Raw genomic sequence first — 15,006 nt, forward strand, 5'->3', positions numbered from 1 at the left:
CTCAGGCCGACTTGGCAGCTGACCCTGTGCGGGACTGCGGCTGTTGGCCGGGGTCCGCATGCGCGGCCAGGTCCACGGTGAGGCCGTAGAGGGCTTCCAACGCTGCGGTGTAATCGTCCTGCCGCCCGGCGGCAGCGAGCTCCCTGGCGCGGGACGTCGGCACATGCATCAGTTGCCGGACCACACGGCGGAGGGCAAACTCCACAGCCTCCGCCGTGTCCGTGCCGCCATGCTGGGCTTTGACTCGCTGCATTTCGGCGGTGAGGACCTGCTGCATGTGCCGGCGGAGGGCCACAATGGCGGGGTCTATCACGCGGGTTCTCTGCTCCTCCTCGAAGCGGTGGGCCGCTTGCCGGGCCAGCTGGTGGGCGCGCCGGAGCACCTCTGAATGCTCCGGCGGGGCGGCGAGCCTTACGGATTCGAGCGTGATCAGTTCAATGCCGGGAAGCGCCGCGATGCCTGTATCGAAATCGTGGCTAAGGGCGAGGTCGATGACAACCAGCGGTCCGGCCGCACCTTGCCGGAAATCGCGGAAGGTGGACGTTCGGACATGCCGGCCACGTCCGCTGCAGCCGATGACAACATCAGCCCGGCGGATTGCCGCGGGCAACTGCGCCGGGGTCAACCAGGCCGCCCCGCGGGCCGAAGCAAACGCTTCCGCGCGGCCGGACCAGGAAAACACCGATACGTCAGGGCAGTTCTCGGCGCGGAGCTGTGCCATGGTGCAGCCTGCATAGGCTCCCGTGCCGAAGACCACCACGGACATCTCGGACAGGTCCTTGCGGGGGAAGCGATCCGCTGCCAATTCGAGGGCCAGGGAGACCACAGAGCGGCCTGCGCCGCCGAGTGCGGTCTGGGCGCCCACCTCCCGGGCAGCGCGGGATGCGGCCTGGAAAAGACGGGTGAGCCCTCCGCTGGCGTTGTCCGATTCCTGGGCCTCCGTGAGGGAGCGGCGGATCTGGCCGGCGATCTCGCGCTCGCCGAGCACGGCGGAATCAAGGCCGGCGCCCACAGCAAACAGGTGCTCGGCCACCGCCGGACCCGTGAGGCAAACGAAGGCCGAAGCGATGTCCGGCTCGGGGACCCCGGAGCAATCACTGATGATCGCCGTGACCGCACGGCGTGCTCCGGCGGCATCCTGGCCCGGCGAAACTTCGCAGTAGATCTCGAAGCGGTTGCACGTGGCCAGGACTGCCGCGCCGGACACGGCAGGGCTGCCGGCCAGTACGGCCGGTGTAATCCGCACGGGTCCGGAGCAAAGGCGGGCCAGAAAATCCAGGCCGGCAATCCGGTGCGTCGCCACCAGAGCGAGGAGGACCGGGCGCGTCCCCGAGCAAGAGGGGGCGAAATCGGACGGATCAGGACGCTGAGACATCGCCGTCACCTTCCTCCCATGATTCCCCGGCACGAGCCTCGATGTTGACCACATCGAAAAGACCTTGCTGAAAGAGTTGTCCATGGACCTTGGGAATACCTTGGGGCAAGGCGCGTCCCGTGGCACCCCACGGCCGGCAGCGGGGGCAGCCAGCTGGTTCCGGGCACCCTCCATGACCTTGCAATTCGGAGATGACAGTGAAATCTTCGCCGTTTCTGCAACGATGTAGCTAGACCAAATACCGGGAGAAGGAAGCACCGATGGCCGTGACCATGAACGACGTTGCGCGTGCCGCGGGCGTTTCGCTGAAAACCGTGTCCAATGTGCTCAATGACTACGAGTTCATCCGTCCGGCCACCAAGCAGAAAGTGCTGGATGCGATCGCCGAGCTGGACTATGAAGCCAATCTGACCGCCCGCAGCCTTCGCTCCGGAAAAACCCGGATGCTGGGCCTGGTCCTCTCCGATCTTTCCGCGCCGTACTACGCCGAGCTGGCGTCCAAGCTGATGACCGCTGCCGCCGCGCGGGGTTACCGCGTCCTGGTGGAGCAGTCTGCGGCCACGGCGGAAAACGAACTGAGCGCGCTGCAGGGGCCGTTCCGCCAATTGACAGACGGGCTGCTCTTCACACCGCTGATTCTCGAGGCCGACGCCGTTGCGGCCCGCCGTGGCAGCAAGCCGATTGTGATGCTCGGGGAGCACATCATGGATCCCCGCTTTGACCTGGTCACCATGAAGAATGAGGAGGCCGCCCAGGCGGTCACGGCGCACCTCTTGGCGGCAGGCCGCCGTCGGATAGCCGTTGTCGGTGCTGCTGCGGAGGATTCCGCAGGAAGCCCAGGCCTGCGCCTGACTGGCTACCGTAAAGCGCTGGCTGCCGCGGGCGTGAGATTTGACCCTGGGCTGGTGGTGCCGTGCGGGTGGCGGCGTGACGCCGGCGCGACGGCGGTTGGCGGCCTGGCGGACCGCGGCGTCCGGTTTGATGCTGTGTTCGGGCTGAACGACGCCGTTGCCCTGGGAGCGATGCACGAGCTGCTGATCCGCGGGGTGAAAGTTCCACAGGATGTTGCGCTTGCCGGGTTCGATGACATCGATGAGGCCCGCTTCGCCGCGCCGTCGCTCACCACGGTGGCGCCCGGAATGGATGAAATCGCCGAACGGTCAATCGGTCTTCTGCTGGACCGCATCGAAGGTGTTGAATCAGCCCTTGACGGCATTCATGTGTTGGCTGGGTTCGAACTCAAAGTCCGTGATTCCGCGCCGTAGCCATCACCGCCCTGGCCACTCCCGACCGCAGACACCGCCGACCGCAGTCACCGGCCGGTGCCGGGAAGACTGGGCCGTAAGTGCCCGCATGCTGTTGTTGCGCTTTTCATGCGTCAGTTCAGCCAGCCCCAGGGATTCAAGCAGCGGGGGAAGGTACATGGCAAACCTGCCCCGGTAGCCCTTCCTCAGTCCGTACCAGCCGCCCACCGGATTCCCTGCGTCGCGGCCCCAGGCCTCAACGGTGCCGTCCGCCGCGGGCTTGTCTTCATCGGCAGCCCCCAGCGGAACCCAATCTCCTTGGTCAACGAGCCACGCGTGCAAGTCGTCGATGGCCGCCAGGTGATACTTCAGCGTTGTGGATCCGACCTGGCACACAAGCGCCGGAGGATCTGAGTCCTCGTCCCGGTACATCGAGTATTCGGAGGTGCCCGGAGCTGTCGTCAGAATCCAGGGATCGTCTTTTGAACCAAGCGCCATGGTTGTGTCCGTCTTCGATGTTCCGGGTAGCGGGGTGATGCTGTCAGCTTACCGAGGCGCCCGGACTTCCGCAGCAGCCAGGGCTTTGGAAATCTCACCGAAACGTCTCCGGCGGCGCCAACGGCCCAGGCGATTGCCGTGACGGCACGACGACTATCAGGGGAAGCATCAGAGGGCTCCTACCCCGGCCGTAATCAGTCCGGTGCCTGCCGAAGCCAGTCCGAGCGTCACGACGGCCGCGCCCACCCACACCAGAATGAACAACCGGTTGGGCTTTTCCGGACTCGGCCCCGGTACGGAGAGGAAGAACCCGGCCGGCATCAGAATCGCGTCGATCGGAACCCCCGCGGGCCAGATAGTCCCAGAACCCGATTACGCCGGCGGCATCAACAACGGTAAGGATGGCGATGCCCAAGATGAGGAGGACCGCTGTGTGCGCGTGGCCGGCGCGGAAGAAGCCTCTCTGAAGATCGTTGGCTGGCACGGCGCCTCTTCCAATGCGAACCAGGACGTCGTCTGCTCTCAAGTTCGCCGCGCTCGACGGCGTGCCCGCTGCCGGGATCCAGTTCGATCCGGAACTGGTGATGCCATGCGGTTGGCCACCGCAGATTTCAGTTGCAAGCCAATGCTGTCTGGAGCACACATGCCGCCGCGGTCTCCTGCGGGAGTCGGCCGAATTTATCGAATCGTTCGGCCCTCTTGGTGATCATGTTGTGGCTGCGTCCGGCACGGTTCAGGGTCCGCAGGGACAGGAGTTCGTCCTGAATTACGGTTCCCATCCGAGAACAGAGATCTGATTCCGAATCCGCGTTCTCTTCGGGGACGATCCGATCGACGATGCCCGCTGCTTCCAGTTCCATGGCGCTGATTCCCTGTGCCCTGGCGATATGTGCAGCGTTGGCGGATGATTTGTAGAGAATTACGGAAGCGCCTTCAGGCGGAAGCGGCGCAAGCCAGCCGTGTTGGGCAGCGATTATCCTGTCGGCCGGCAGCAGGGCCAGTGCCCCGCCCCCGGCTCCCTGCCCAAGGATCACGCTCAGGGTGGGCGTTTCCAGCCTGATGAGGCGGGCCAGTGACCGGGCGATCTCGCCGGCAAGACTTCCTTCCTCAGCGGCCGGAGAAATGTCCGCTCCGGCGGTGTCGATGATGGACAGCAGTGGCAGGTTCAGCTGTGCTGCCAGTTCCATGCCGCGCTGTGCGGTTCGGAGGCTGGCTGGGCCGAATGCGTATCCGGGTCCTCGCGGTCGGCGGTGGCCGAGGACGACGCTGGGGTGGTGGCCGAAAAGTGCCAGTGCGATGAAGATTCCGTCTTCGCTTTCCCCGCGCCCGGTTCCGTGGAGAAAAGTAACGTCGGTGGCCGTAGTGTGCAGGATGTCCAGCGCTTCCGGGCGTTCGGGCCTCCGGGTTCGGAGGACCGACTCCCACGCGTCAGATGATGCCGCAGGGGGACCGGCGTCAAGCAGGGGCACGTCGTCCGGGATGCCTGGCCCGGCGCACATCACACGCAGCAGGGGTCGAAAGTGAGCCCTCAGGTTCTCTGGCCTAACGACGGCGTCGATGATCCCCCGTTGCTGCAGGTTTTCTGAGACCTGGATACCTTCCGGGAAGGGCCTTTCGTTGAGGGCTTCGTAAACCTTTGGACCGAGGAATCCAAGCAGCGCGCCGGGTTCGGCTGCGGTGACATGGCCGAGGGAACCCCATGAGGCCATGACTCCACCGGTGGTCGGGTTACGGAGGTAGACAAGGTAGGGCAGTCCGGCGGCCTTATGCGCTTCTACGGCCGCCGTTATCCTGATCATTTGGGCAAAGGCTGCGGTTCCTTCCTGCATCCGTGTGCCACCGGAGACGGGGAATGCAATCAATGGCAGACCGGATGCTGTGGCGGCGCGGACGGCGTCGTAGATCCGGTGGGCGGTAGCGACTCCAATCGATCCGGCGAGAAAATCGAACTCCGAGACGATGACAGCTGCATCCTGGTCATGAATGGTTCCCCGTCCGGTGATGACGGCTTCGTCCAGTCCGGTTCGTTGCCGGGCACGGTTGAGTTTCTCCGCGTACTCGTCTCCGATGCCGGCCTCGTCGAGAACGGGTTTGTCCCAGCTGGTGAAGCTGCCTGGGTCCAGTACCTGGGCCAGAAGTTGCCTGGCCGGTGACCTGTTGATGGAGGGGCTTTCGATGTTCATGGGGCCACGTTCTCCTCGCTGAGCCACTTCCTGATGATCGCTCCGTGTTCGTTCAGCGTCGGTGGTGGCAGGGTAGGCGTGAGGAATCCGTCGTCATACCTGACCGGCGGGCCGGGCAGTGTGATGGGTCCGAGGGTGGAATGGATGACATCAAGGAGCAGCCCCTGGGATCGGGTCTGCTCCCATTCGTAGACTTCATTGATGCTGCGCAGTTTTCCGCACGGGATGCCTGTGCTTGTCAGAACGGTAAGTGCGTCGGCAACGGTCCACCGGGAGAGTTCTTCTTCGAGTTCTTCAATTAGATCAGCACGGTTTTCCACCCGTGCAGCGTTGGTCGCCCATTCGGGTTTGGCCGGGTCGAGCGCGAGGGCGGTGGCAAGTTTGTGCCACTGGTTTTCGGACCCCACGGCCAGCTGGATGATCCCGTCAGCGCATTTGAACAATCCGTAGGGTGCGATGGCGGCGTGATGGTTGCCAGTTGGGTGGGGGGTTTCACCGGCGACGGTCCAGCGGGTTCCCTGAAAGGCGTGCACTCCGACCACCGCAGCCAACAGCGACGTTCGGACGATGCGGCCCCGCCCTGTCAGGTGCCGCTCGTAGAGTGCGGCGGCGACTCCATACGCGCCGTACATGCCGGCCAGCAGATCGGCGATGGGTACTCCCACCTTGGTGGGGTTATCGGCGGAACCTCCGGTGACGGACATCAGGCCGGCTTCGCCCTGAACAATCTGGTCGTAGCCGGCGCGGCCGCCGTCGGGGCCGTCGTGGCCGAATCCGGAGATCGAAAGAATGATCAGGCGGGGATTGATAGTCCACAGGTGTTCTGTGCTGAGGCCAAGCCGGTCCATCACGCCTGGCCGGAAATTTTCCACGAGTACGTCGGACTTTTCGACCAGCCGGGTGAGCGTCTGGAAATCGGGTTCGAATTTCAGATCCAAGGCAATGGATTCCTTGCCGCGGTTGGCGGCGAGAAAATAAGTGGACTCACGATGTTCTTCGGGGCCGACAAACGGCGGTCCCCAGCCGCGTGTGTCGTCGCCGGTGCCGGGAGCCTCAACCTTGATGACCCGGGCCCCCATGTCTGCCATCATCATGGTGGCATGCGGCCCGGCCAGGGCGCGGGACAGATCGAGAACGGTCAGGTCCTCGAACGGGCCTTTGACCGCCGGGCGGATGGGTGCATTCATGGTGTTTTCCTTCATTGTGCTGCTCAAGGAGGACCTGTCCCCTCCCATCCGCCATGGCAACGGAGGGCGAGGGGACAGGGCGGCTAATGCCTAGCGGATTCCGCGGTACTTCAGACCAGCGGCCAATGCCGCGATGCTGAGGCAGGCCAGGACTGCCAGGTAGTATCCCGGTGCCATGGGCTGGCCGGTTGCCTCGACGAGGAAGGCGGCCATCATAGGGGTGAATCCGCCGAAGACGGCGACGGCGGTGTTGTAGCTGAAGGACAGCCCGGTTGCCCGGGACCTTGCAGGGAAGGCATCGGCCATCACCGACGGCAGAGCCCCGAAGTAGCTCGCCTTGAGAAGGCCGAGAGTGACCATCACCGCGGCCAGGACGAGGAACGATCTGCCGGAATTGAGCCAGATGAAAAGTGGTATGACGGACAGACCGATCACGACGGCGGCCGGAATCATGATGTTCAGCCGGCCAAACTTATCCGACAGGTGCCCGACGACAGGTGTGACGAACGTCAGAATGATGCCGGTCAGAACCAGGGTGGTGAAGGAAGCGGACTTTTCGATGCCGAGCTGGCTAATACCGAAGGTCGGCATGTACTGCATGACGAAATTGAGTGCGGTGGAGATAACGAGCGCGCCGCCGGCGATGAGAATGCTGAGCTTCTGGGTCTTGAAAACGTCCCGGACCGGGGAATCCTTTACCGGTTCGACGTCGCGGGCGATGGGAGCTTCATCGACGTGCTTGCGGATGAAGTAACCGGCAGGTCCGACGAGGAGACCGAAGACGAAGGGGATACGCCAGCCCCAAGCCGACATGTCGGCGTCAGAGAGCACTCCGGTAAGGACTGCGACGAAGATGGCGGCCGTCAGGGTTCCCAGTCCCTGGCTGGCGAACTGGAAACTGCCGAGGAAGCCGCGCCGCTTCGAATTCTGGGCCAGCAGGAAGGACGTGGCCGCACCGAACTCACCGCCGGCGGAAAAGCCCTGGACCAGCCTGCCCACAATGATGCCAATCGGCGCGAACATGCCGATGGTGTCAAACCCGGGCATGAACGCAATGAGGGCGGTTCCGGCCACCATCAGACGGATGGTGAGCATCAGGCCCTTTTTGAGCCCTTTTCGATCCGCATACGAGCCCAGGATCAATCCGCCCAGGGGCCTGATGAGGTAAGAGGCCCCGAAGACTGCGAAGGTCTGGATGATCTGGGTGGCGGGGTTGTCTGACGGGAAAAAGTTGTGTCCGATGTAGATGGCCAGCAGCGCGTAAATGGACATGTCATACCATTCGAGCGCATTGCCGATCGTCGCCGCCACTACACCACGGGTGTTGGATGTGCGTTTGGTGGCCGGAGCCGTTGCATCAGTGGTGGCTGATGCCGGGGCTCCCTGCTGGATTTTGTTGCTGCTGATCATTGCGGTACTCCGAATCGTGTGATCTGGGATCAGGCCTGGGCGAAGGCCAGGTCGAGTGGGGTGGACCCGGCTGTGCCGGAGCCGAGGTCGTGGAAAATGCCGCATGCTATCTGCAGTCCTTCGCGTGCGATTGAGGAAAGCATGTGTTCGTTCGGCGCATGTTGGAGGCAGCCGGGATAGGAATGCGGAATCCACAGTGTCGGGAGGCCCAGGATGCCTTCAAACACGTGGTTCGGCAGGGACCCGCCGATGTTCGGCAATACTGCCGGGGCAACGCCTGTGGTCTCCAGGATTGACTCGCAGGCCCATTGGACCCAAGGGTTTCCCGGGTCCAACCGGCTGCTCGGGAAGGAGGTCAGGACGCGGACGGAAACCATCGTGAAGCCGTTCCGGTCAAGGTTGCTCCGGAGCGCATCCTCCAGCCCCGCGGTTTCGGTTCCGACCACGTGGCGCAACTGAAGGACGGCCGAGGCGCGGCCTGGTATCGCGTTTACGGGATTCTCAGGATCGGCCGCCCCGAAGGCCAGGACCTCAAGGGTGTTCCATCCGTAGAGCCTTTCTGCCGGTGTCAGGGATGTCTCAGACCAATCGTCGTCGATGGCCGGATCACCCTCGTCGCCGGCGATGACCACGGAGGCGAGGGCATCCCGGACGGAATCCGGAATGCCCGCAGGGAGCAGTTCCGGAACGCGGATCCGGCCATGGCCGTCGACGAATACCCCGATAGCCGCGGCAATGGTGGTGGCCGGATTGCGCAGCAGCCCGCCCCAGTTGCCCGAGTGGTAGCTCTCCGGCCGCAGATCCGCCGTCAACTCGAACGACACGCCACCCCTTGAGCCCAGGAACACCGTCGGGGTCCCGGCATTCAACCGGGGCCCGTCGGAGGCGATGAAGACGTCCGCCCCAAGTTCGGGTCGGTGCGCCTCTGCGAATTCCGCCAACAGCGGGGAACCTATTTCCTCCCCGCACTCAAAGAGAAATTTCAGATTGAACCCCAGCCGGCCTCGTTTTTCCAGGAGCAGGCGCAGCGCCGAAAGATTGATCCAGTGCTGGCCCTTGTTGTCCGCAGTGCCTCGCCCGAACCAGCGGTCGCCGTCGGCCTCGAGTTCCCAAGGATTCCGGCCCAGGTCCCAGGCACCTTCGTGGCCGTCGACAACGTCGGCATGCCCATAACAGAGGACCGTCGGCAGCCCTTCACCTTCCAGCCTGGTGCCGATCAGAAAGCTGTTCTGCCCGTCGTTCCAGGAATCAAACCGTTCCACCGTGCAGCCAAGGCCAGTAAGTGCCGGGACCAGCACCTCTTCAAGGTATGCGCCCAACGCAACCCGGCCGGGAACGGAGCCGCTCTCAGTTTTATAGGCAATGAGGTGCGCCATATCGCTGAAAAGCTCTCCGGAGTCCACGTACTCGGCTGCCGCTGCAGTCAATTCGGTTCTCATGGTGATGAATCCAATCTTCTGTTCGTAAGTAACTACGTCAAGGCTATTCGTGTTCTGCATCACATACCAGTATCGTTTTGTCCATCACCTTTGACTTCAACGCAAACCGCAAGGAAGTGAGCAGCGCATGAAACTATTGGCACCTGCCTTGATCTACTTCCACGAGGTAGCCCGGACGGGGTCCATCACGCTGGCGGCCGAAACCCAGCATGTGTCGGCGTCCGCCATCAGCCGTCAAATCAGCAATCTGGAGCGCTCAGCAGGCGTTCCGCTGTTCGAACGCCACCCTCGGGGAATGACCCTGACCGAAGCCGGACTGCTCCTGCTCGCCCATGCGCGGCGCACCGAAGCCGAAGGCGAGGCTCTCGTAGAAGAGTTAAGGAATCAGGGTAAACACAAGACCCGTACCATCAAGGTGGTCAGCTCAGAAGGCCTCGCCCATTGCAGGGTCCCGGAGGCCATGGCCCGCATCTCAATGCAGCACAGCGACATCGCATTTCACCTGGACGTTGTGCCTTCAACCGAGGGAACCCGCAGAGTCATAGAAGGCGAGGCAGACATCGCAGTTGTCTACGCGCTGGGCCCTCAGCGAGACGTGACCGTGGAATTCACAACCCCCACACCGGCGTTCGCGGTGGTCGCCCGCGATCACCCACTCGCAGCCCGTGACAGTCTCAGCATGGCCGAACTCTGTGCTTACAAGCTTGCATTGCCGGAAAAGGGGATCAGCCAGCGCGAACTGTTCGACATAGCCGCCGAAATGGAGCATGTGGCGCCAACTATCGCTCTGGTTACCAACCAGGTGGGGCCCATCCTGGAGTTCGCCCGCGCCGGCGCCGGCATCGCCTTAATGAGCAATCTGGTCGTCCACGCACAGGAAACGGCCGGGGTGGTCTTTATTCCCCTGCAGCATCCGGTCTTCCACCAGCGGCAGGGTCAGATCCAGACGATGACAGGACGCAGCCGTTCCGCGATCTTCACCGCCTTCATCGACGCACTCATAGACTCGCTCTCAGCACCCTGAGCGCGGGAAGGCGACGTGCAGGCGCTGAGTTATGCCCGCGGCTTCGGAAATCTGTCCGAAACGTCACCGGCCTACGATGGTCACAAATGTGATCCAAAGCAGCAAGAACTCCCGAGCTGGATATGCCCGACGTTTGGGGCTATAACCGTAGTAGCTGCCCCGATGTCCTCGGCTTTTTCTGAGCCTCGAGTGTTCTGATGTCCGGATCTGCGCAGCACCCAACGTTGAAGGAGTGCCAATGCATCTGTTGCCCCGTGAGCAGGAAAAGCTCATGATCGTGGTCGCCGCCGACCTTGCGCGCCGCCGGCAGGCCCGCGGACTGAAACTGAACTTCCCGGAGTCCGTGGCCATCATCAGCTACGAACTGATCGAAGGCGCCCGCGACGGCCGGACAGTGGCCGAGCTGATGAGCTATGGCACCACCCTGCTGACGCGCGAGGACGTCATGGAAGGCGTGCCGGAGATGATCCACGACGTCCAGATCGAAGCCACGTTCCCTGACGGCACCAAGCTCGTCACCGTCCACGATCCCATCCGATAGGGGAGCCCCGATGATTCCTGGAGAATATGTTCTCGGCGCCGGCCCGGTGGTCTGCAACGCCGGCCGTGAGGCGACCGACGTCGTCGTCATGAACACCGGCGACCGCCCCGTGCAAGTGGGCTCGCATTACCACTTTGCCGAAGCCAATGCTGCGCTGACCTTTGACCGTCAGTCCGCGTACGGCCGCCGGCTGGACATCCCCGCAGGCACCGCGGCCCGCTTCGAGCCAGGGGACCGCAAGACGGTCCGGCTCATCGAATTGGCCGGCAGCCGTGAGGTGTACGGGCTCAGCGACGCGGTCAACGGAAAGCTCGACGGCGGGACGGCACCCGACGCCGGCACGGCACCTGCTACTGCCACGCCACCGGCCGCCGTCACTGAAGGGTCTGGAAAATGAGTTTTGAACTCCCCCGCAAGCAGTACGCGGACCTGTACGGCCCGACGACGGGCGATGCCATCCGCCTGGCGGACACCGGGCTTTTCCTTGAGGTCGAGAAGGACTTCACCCTCTATGGCGAGGAAGTGGTGTTCGGCGGCGGGAAGGTGATCCGCGACGGCATGGGCCAGAACGGCCAGCTGACGCGCGACGAGGACGTTCCTGACACCGTGATCACCAACGTCGTGGTGCTGGATTACACCGGCATCTATAAGGCGGACGTTGCGCTCAAGGACGGCCACATCTTCAGGATCGGCAAGGCCGGTAACCCGCAGATCGCCGACGGCGTTGATATTGTGATCGGCGCCAGCACCGAGATCATTGCCGGCGAGCGGAAGATCCTCACGGCCGGCGGAATCGACACCCACATCCATTTCATCTCCCCGGACCAGGTGCCCACGGCACTGTGCAGCGGCGTCACCACCATGGTGGGCGGCGGCACCGGACCGGCGGACGGAACCAAAGCCACCACCGTCACACCGGGCAAGTGGCACATCCAGCGCATGTTGCAGGCGGCCGAGGGGCTGCCCATCAACATTGGACTGCTCGGCAAGGGCCATGCCTCCGCCGTCGAGCCGCTGGCCGAACAGATCCGGGCAGGCGCCATCGGTTTGAAGGTCCATGAGGACTGGGGTGCCACCACATCCTCAATCGACATGTCGCTCAAGGTGGCAGACGAGTACGACGTCCAGGTGGCCATCCATACAGACACGCTGAACGAGTGCGGCTTTGTGGAAGACACCATCAAAGCCATCGACGGCCGGGTGATCCACACCTTCCATACCGAAGGTGCCGGCGGCGGGCACGCCCCGGACATCATCAAGATCGCCGGGCTGCCGAATGTGCTTCCGGCGTCCACCAACCCCACGCTGCCCTACACGCGCAACACCATTGAAGAGCATCTGGACATGCTGATGGTGTGCCACCACCTGAACCCTGATATCCCGGAGGACGTGGCCTTCGCAGACTCGCGCATCCGGGCGGAGACCATCGCCGCGGAAGACGTGCTGCAGGACCTGGGCATCTTCGCCATCACCTCCTCTGACTCGCAGGCCATGGGCCGCGTGGGCGAGGTGGTCACCCGCACCTGGCAGGTGGCGGACAAGATGAAAAAGCAGCGCGGCGTGCTGAAGGACCCCGACGGCGGTACGCACGGTTCTGTTCTTGGAGCCGGCCCGGACAGCGACAACTTCCGCTTGAAGCGCTACGTGGCGAAATACACCATCAACCCGGCCATCGCCCAGGGCATGGCGGACTCCGTAGGCTCCGTTGAGGTGGGCAAGTTCGCCGACCTGGTGCTGTGGGATCCGGCGTTCTTCGGTGTGAAACCGGAGCTGGTACTCAAGGGCGGCCAGATCGCCTACGCGCTGATGGGTGATTCCAACGGCTCCATCCCCACGCCGCAGCCGCGCACCATGCGGCCCATGTTCGCCACCCACGGCAAGGCGCTGCAGCAATCGTCCATCACCTTCCTGTCCAAGGCCGCCATCGAGGCAGGGGTTCCGGAGGAGCTGGGGCTGGAGAAGGTCATCCGGCCGGTTTCCGGAATCCGCACTCTCACAAAGTCGGACCTCAAGTACAACGGATCCACCCCGGATATCGAGGTGGACCCGGAAACGTACAAAGTGACCGTCGACGGCGAGGACATCACGTGCGAGCCCTCCGATGTGCTGCCCATGGCGCAGCGCTACTTCCTCTTCTAGGCCTTTCAGGAGGACAACACATGATCATTGAGAAAATCCTCGGCAACCTGCACGAACTGCCGGCGCCCGAGGCCTACGCCGGTCTGCACCACGAAAAGGTGGTGCTGCCAAGCGCCCAGCTGGTCAAGCGCATCCAGCGCGTCACCACCGACCACGGCCAGGAACTGGGCATCCGGCTGCCCGCCGGATCCGGCGACCTGCGCGACGGCGACATCCTGCACGTGGCCGGAACGAACATGATTGTGGTCTCTGTGCTGCCCACCGACGTCCTGGTGATCGCGCCGCGCACCATCCACGGGATGGGCGTGGTGGCGCACTCCCTGGGCAACCGGCACCTGCAGGCCCAGTTCTTCGACGCATCCTCGGAGTACGGCGCCGAGGTGATGGTGTGCCAGTACGACCACACCGTGGAGGACTACCTCAAACACGTCGGAGTGCCCTACAACCGCCAGGAGCGGGTCATGCCCGTGCCCTTCCGCCATGCCGAACACAGCCACTGATCCGGCGTCCGGTCGAGCCGCGTCCGCTGGTCGAGCCGCGTCCGCTGGTCGAGCCGCGTCCGCTGGTCGAGCCGCGTCCGCTGGTCGAGCCGCGTCCGCTGGTCGAGCTTGTCGAGACCAGGACGCGATTTCGACAGGCTCAATCAGCGGGTCCTATCAGCTGGCTCTCCAGCAGCTGACGGACTCTGCTCTGCCCACCGGGGCTTTTGCGCACTCGCTTGGCTTTGAGACCTATATTGACCGCGGGCTGGTGCATGATGAGGATTCGTTCGGGGTGTGGCTGGCCGCCTTTATTGGTCAGCAGCTGAGCTACTCGGATGGGCCGGCCATCCGGTTCCTATACGAGGGGCACGGCCTCGAGGAGCTGGACACCCTGATGACCGCGCAGCTGCTGCCCCGCCAGCTCCGGGAGGCCAGCGTCAAGATGGGCACCCGGCTGCTTGAGATCGGCAGCGAGGTGTTTCCGTCCGCAGGGCTCGAGGAATACCGGCAGCTGGTGACCGAAGGCCGGGCCGCCGGCCATCAGCCGCTGGCGTTCGCCGTCGTCGCGCGCTCATTGGGCGTCCCGCTGGCAGAAGCGCTCGCCGCGTACCTTTTTGCCGCCGTCACCTCGCTGACCCAGAACGCCGTCCGTGCCATCCCGCTGGGGCAGAACGCCGGCCAGCGGCTGCTGCGCGGGGCGTCCGACGACGTCACTGCCGCCGTCGAGCGCGCCAGTCACCTGACGCCGGACGACTTCGGGGCCGTCAGCCCCGGACTGGAGATTTCGCAGATGCGGCACGAGCGCCAGCGCGCCCGCATGTTCATGAGCTAACACTATTCAGGAGGACACATGTCTGAACCCATCAAGATCGGCATCGGCGGCCCGGTAGGCGCGGGCAAGACCCAGCTGGTGGAACGCCTCACCCGGCACATGAGCCGGGAAATTTCCATGGCCGCCATAACCAACGACATCTACACCATCGAGGACGCCAAAATCCTGGCCGCGAACGGCATCCTGCCGCTGGACCGGATCATCGGCGTCGAAACAGGCGGCTGCCCGCACACGGCCATCCGCGAAGACACCTCGATGAACGATGCGGCGATCGAGGAGCTCAAGAAGAGGCACCCGGACCTGCAGGTGATCTTCGTGGAATCCGGCGGCGACAACCTCTCCGCCACCTTCAGCCCCGAGCTTGTGGATTTCTCCATCTACATCATCGACGTGGCCCAGGGTGAGAAGATCCCGCGCAAAGCCGGCCAGGGCATGATCAAGGCCGATCTCTTCATCATCAACAAAACGGACCTCGCGCCGCATGTTGGCGCGGATCTGACGGTGATGGAGCGGGACTCGCGCGAATTCCGGGGCGAGAAGCCGTTCTGCTTTACGAACCTCAAGACTGATGAGGGGCTGGACCAGGTGATCGAGTGGATGCGGCGTGATGTCCTGATGCTCGACCTGGCGTCATGAGCACGACGGCGGTTCC

The 15,006-nt window shown here is 63.7% G+C and carries 13 protein-coding genes and 1 pseudogene; 8 read left to right on the forward strand and 6 right to left on the reverse strand.

Annotated elements, in window-relative coordinates:
- Position 1: 1 nt before the first annotated feature.
- Positions 2-1,375: a glutamyl-tRNA reductase gene (locus tag V3C33_20010; protein XAS67668.1), complete on the reverse strand. Its 1,374-nt coding sequence runs from the start codon at positions 1,373-1,375 to the stop codon at positions 2-4.
- 260 nt (positions 1,376-1,635) lie between these two features.
- Between V3C33_20010 and V3C33_20015 the strand changes: the two genes are divergently transcribed.
- Positions 1,636-2,640 (forward strand): LacI family DNA-binding transcriptional regulator, encoded by a 1,005-nt coding sequence (locus V3C33_20015; protein XAS67669.1) that lies wholly within the window; start codon positions 1,636-1,638, stop codon positions 2,638-2,640.
- A gap of 78 nt (positions 2,641-2,718) precedes the next feature.
- Here V3C33_20015 and V3C33_20020 read toward each other — a convergent pair.
- From V3C33_20020 to V3C33_20040, 5 genes and pseudogenes are all read right to left on the reverse strand, one after another.
- Positions 2,719-3,117: pseudogene (locus tag V3C33_20020) on the reverse strand (hypothetical protein).
- A gap of 611 nt (positions 3,118-3,728) precedes the next feature.
- Positions 3,729-5,300: a carboxyl transferase domain-containing protein gene (locus V3C33_20025; GenBank protein XAS67670.1), complete on the reverse strand. Its 1,572-nt coding sequence runs from the start codon at positions 5,298-5,300 to the stop codon at positions 3,729-3,731.
- A complete protein-coding gene (locus V3C33_20030) occupies positions 5,297-6,487 on the reverse strand; it encodes a CoA transferase (GenBank protein XAS67671.1) in 1,191 nt (396 codons plus the stop codon). Before V3C33_20030 ends, V3C33_20025 begins: the two co-directional genes overlap by 4 nt.
- A gap of 90 nt (positions 6,488-6,577) precedes the next feature.
- Entirely contained in the window at positions 6,578-7,897 is a 1,320-nt protein-coding gene (locus tag V3C33_20035) for an MFS transporter (protein ID XAS67672.1), read from the reverse strand.
- Between the two features lie 29 nt (positions 7,898-7,926).
- Positions 7,927-9,336: a M20 family metallopeptidase gene (locus tag V3C33_20040; protein ID XAS67673.1), complete on the reverse strand. Its 1,410-nt coding sequence runs from the start codon at positions 9,334-9,336 to the stop codon at positions 7,927-7,929.
- Between the two features lie 127 nt (positions 9,337-9,463).
- Here V3C33_20040 and V3C33_20045 point away from each other — a divergent pair, with 127 nt between their 5' ends.
- From V3C33_20045 to ureG, 7 genes are all read left to right on the forward strand, one after another.
- On the forward strand, positions 9,464-10,360 hold the full coding sequence (locus V3C33_20045) for a LysR family transcriptional regulator (protein ID XAS67674.1): 897 nt from the start codon (positions 9,464-9,466) through the stop codon (positions 10,358-10,360).
- Positions 10,361-10,598: 238 nt separating this feature from the next.
- Complete coding sequence (locus V3C33_20050; GenBank protein ID XAS67675.1) at positions 10,599-10,901, forward strand: urease subunit gamma; 303 nt, start codon at positions 10,599-10,601, stop codon at positions 10,899-10,901.
- A 10-nt stretch (positions 10,902-10,911) separates the two neighbouring features.
- Positions 10,912-11,298, forward strand: a complete 387-nt coding sequence (locus V3C33_20055) for an urease subunit beta (GenBank protein ID XAS67676.1) — start codon at positions 10,912-10,914, stop codon at positions 11,296-11,298.
- Positions 11,295-13,040: an urease subunit alpha gene (gene ureC, locus V3C33_20060; protein ID XAS67677.1), complete on the forward strand. Its 1,746-nt coding sequence runs from the start codon at positions 11,295-11,297 to the stop codon at positions 13,038-13,040. Before V3C33_20055 ends, ureC begins: the two co-directional genes overlap by 4 nt.
- Positions 13,041-13,060: 20 nt before the next feature.
- Entirely contained in the window at positions 13,061-13,540 is a 480-nt protein-coding gene (gene ureE / locus V3C33_20065; protein XAS67678.1) for an urease accessory protein UreE, read from the forward strand.
- Between the two features lie 142 nt (positions 13,541-13,682).
- A complete protein-coding gene (locus V3C33_20070; GenBank protein XAS69807.1) occupies positions 13,683-14,354 on the forward strand; it encodes an urease accessory protein UreF in 672 nt (223 codons plus the stop codon).
- Between the two features lie 18 nt (positions 14,355-14,372).
- Positions 14,373-14,990 (forward strand): urease accessory protein UreG, encoded by a 618-nt coding sequence (gene ureG, locus V3C33_20075; GenBank protein XAS67679.1) that lies wholly within the window; start codon positions 14,373-14,375, stop codon positions 14,988-14,990.
- The last annotated feature ends 16 nt before the right edge of the window (positions 14,991-15,006 follow it).

The organism is Micrococcaceae bacterium Sec5.7, from assembly GCA_039636785.1.
GTDB lineage: Bacteria > Actinomycetota > Actinomycetes > Actinomycetales > Micrococcaceae > Arthrobacter.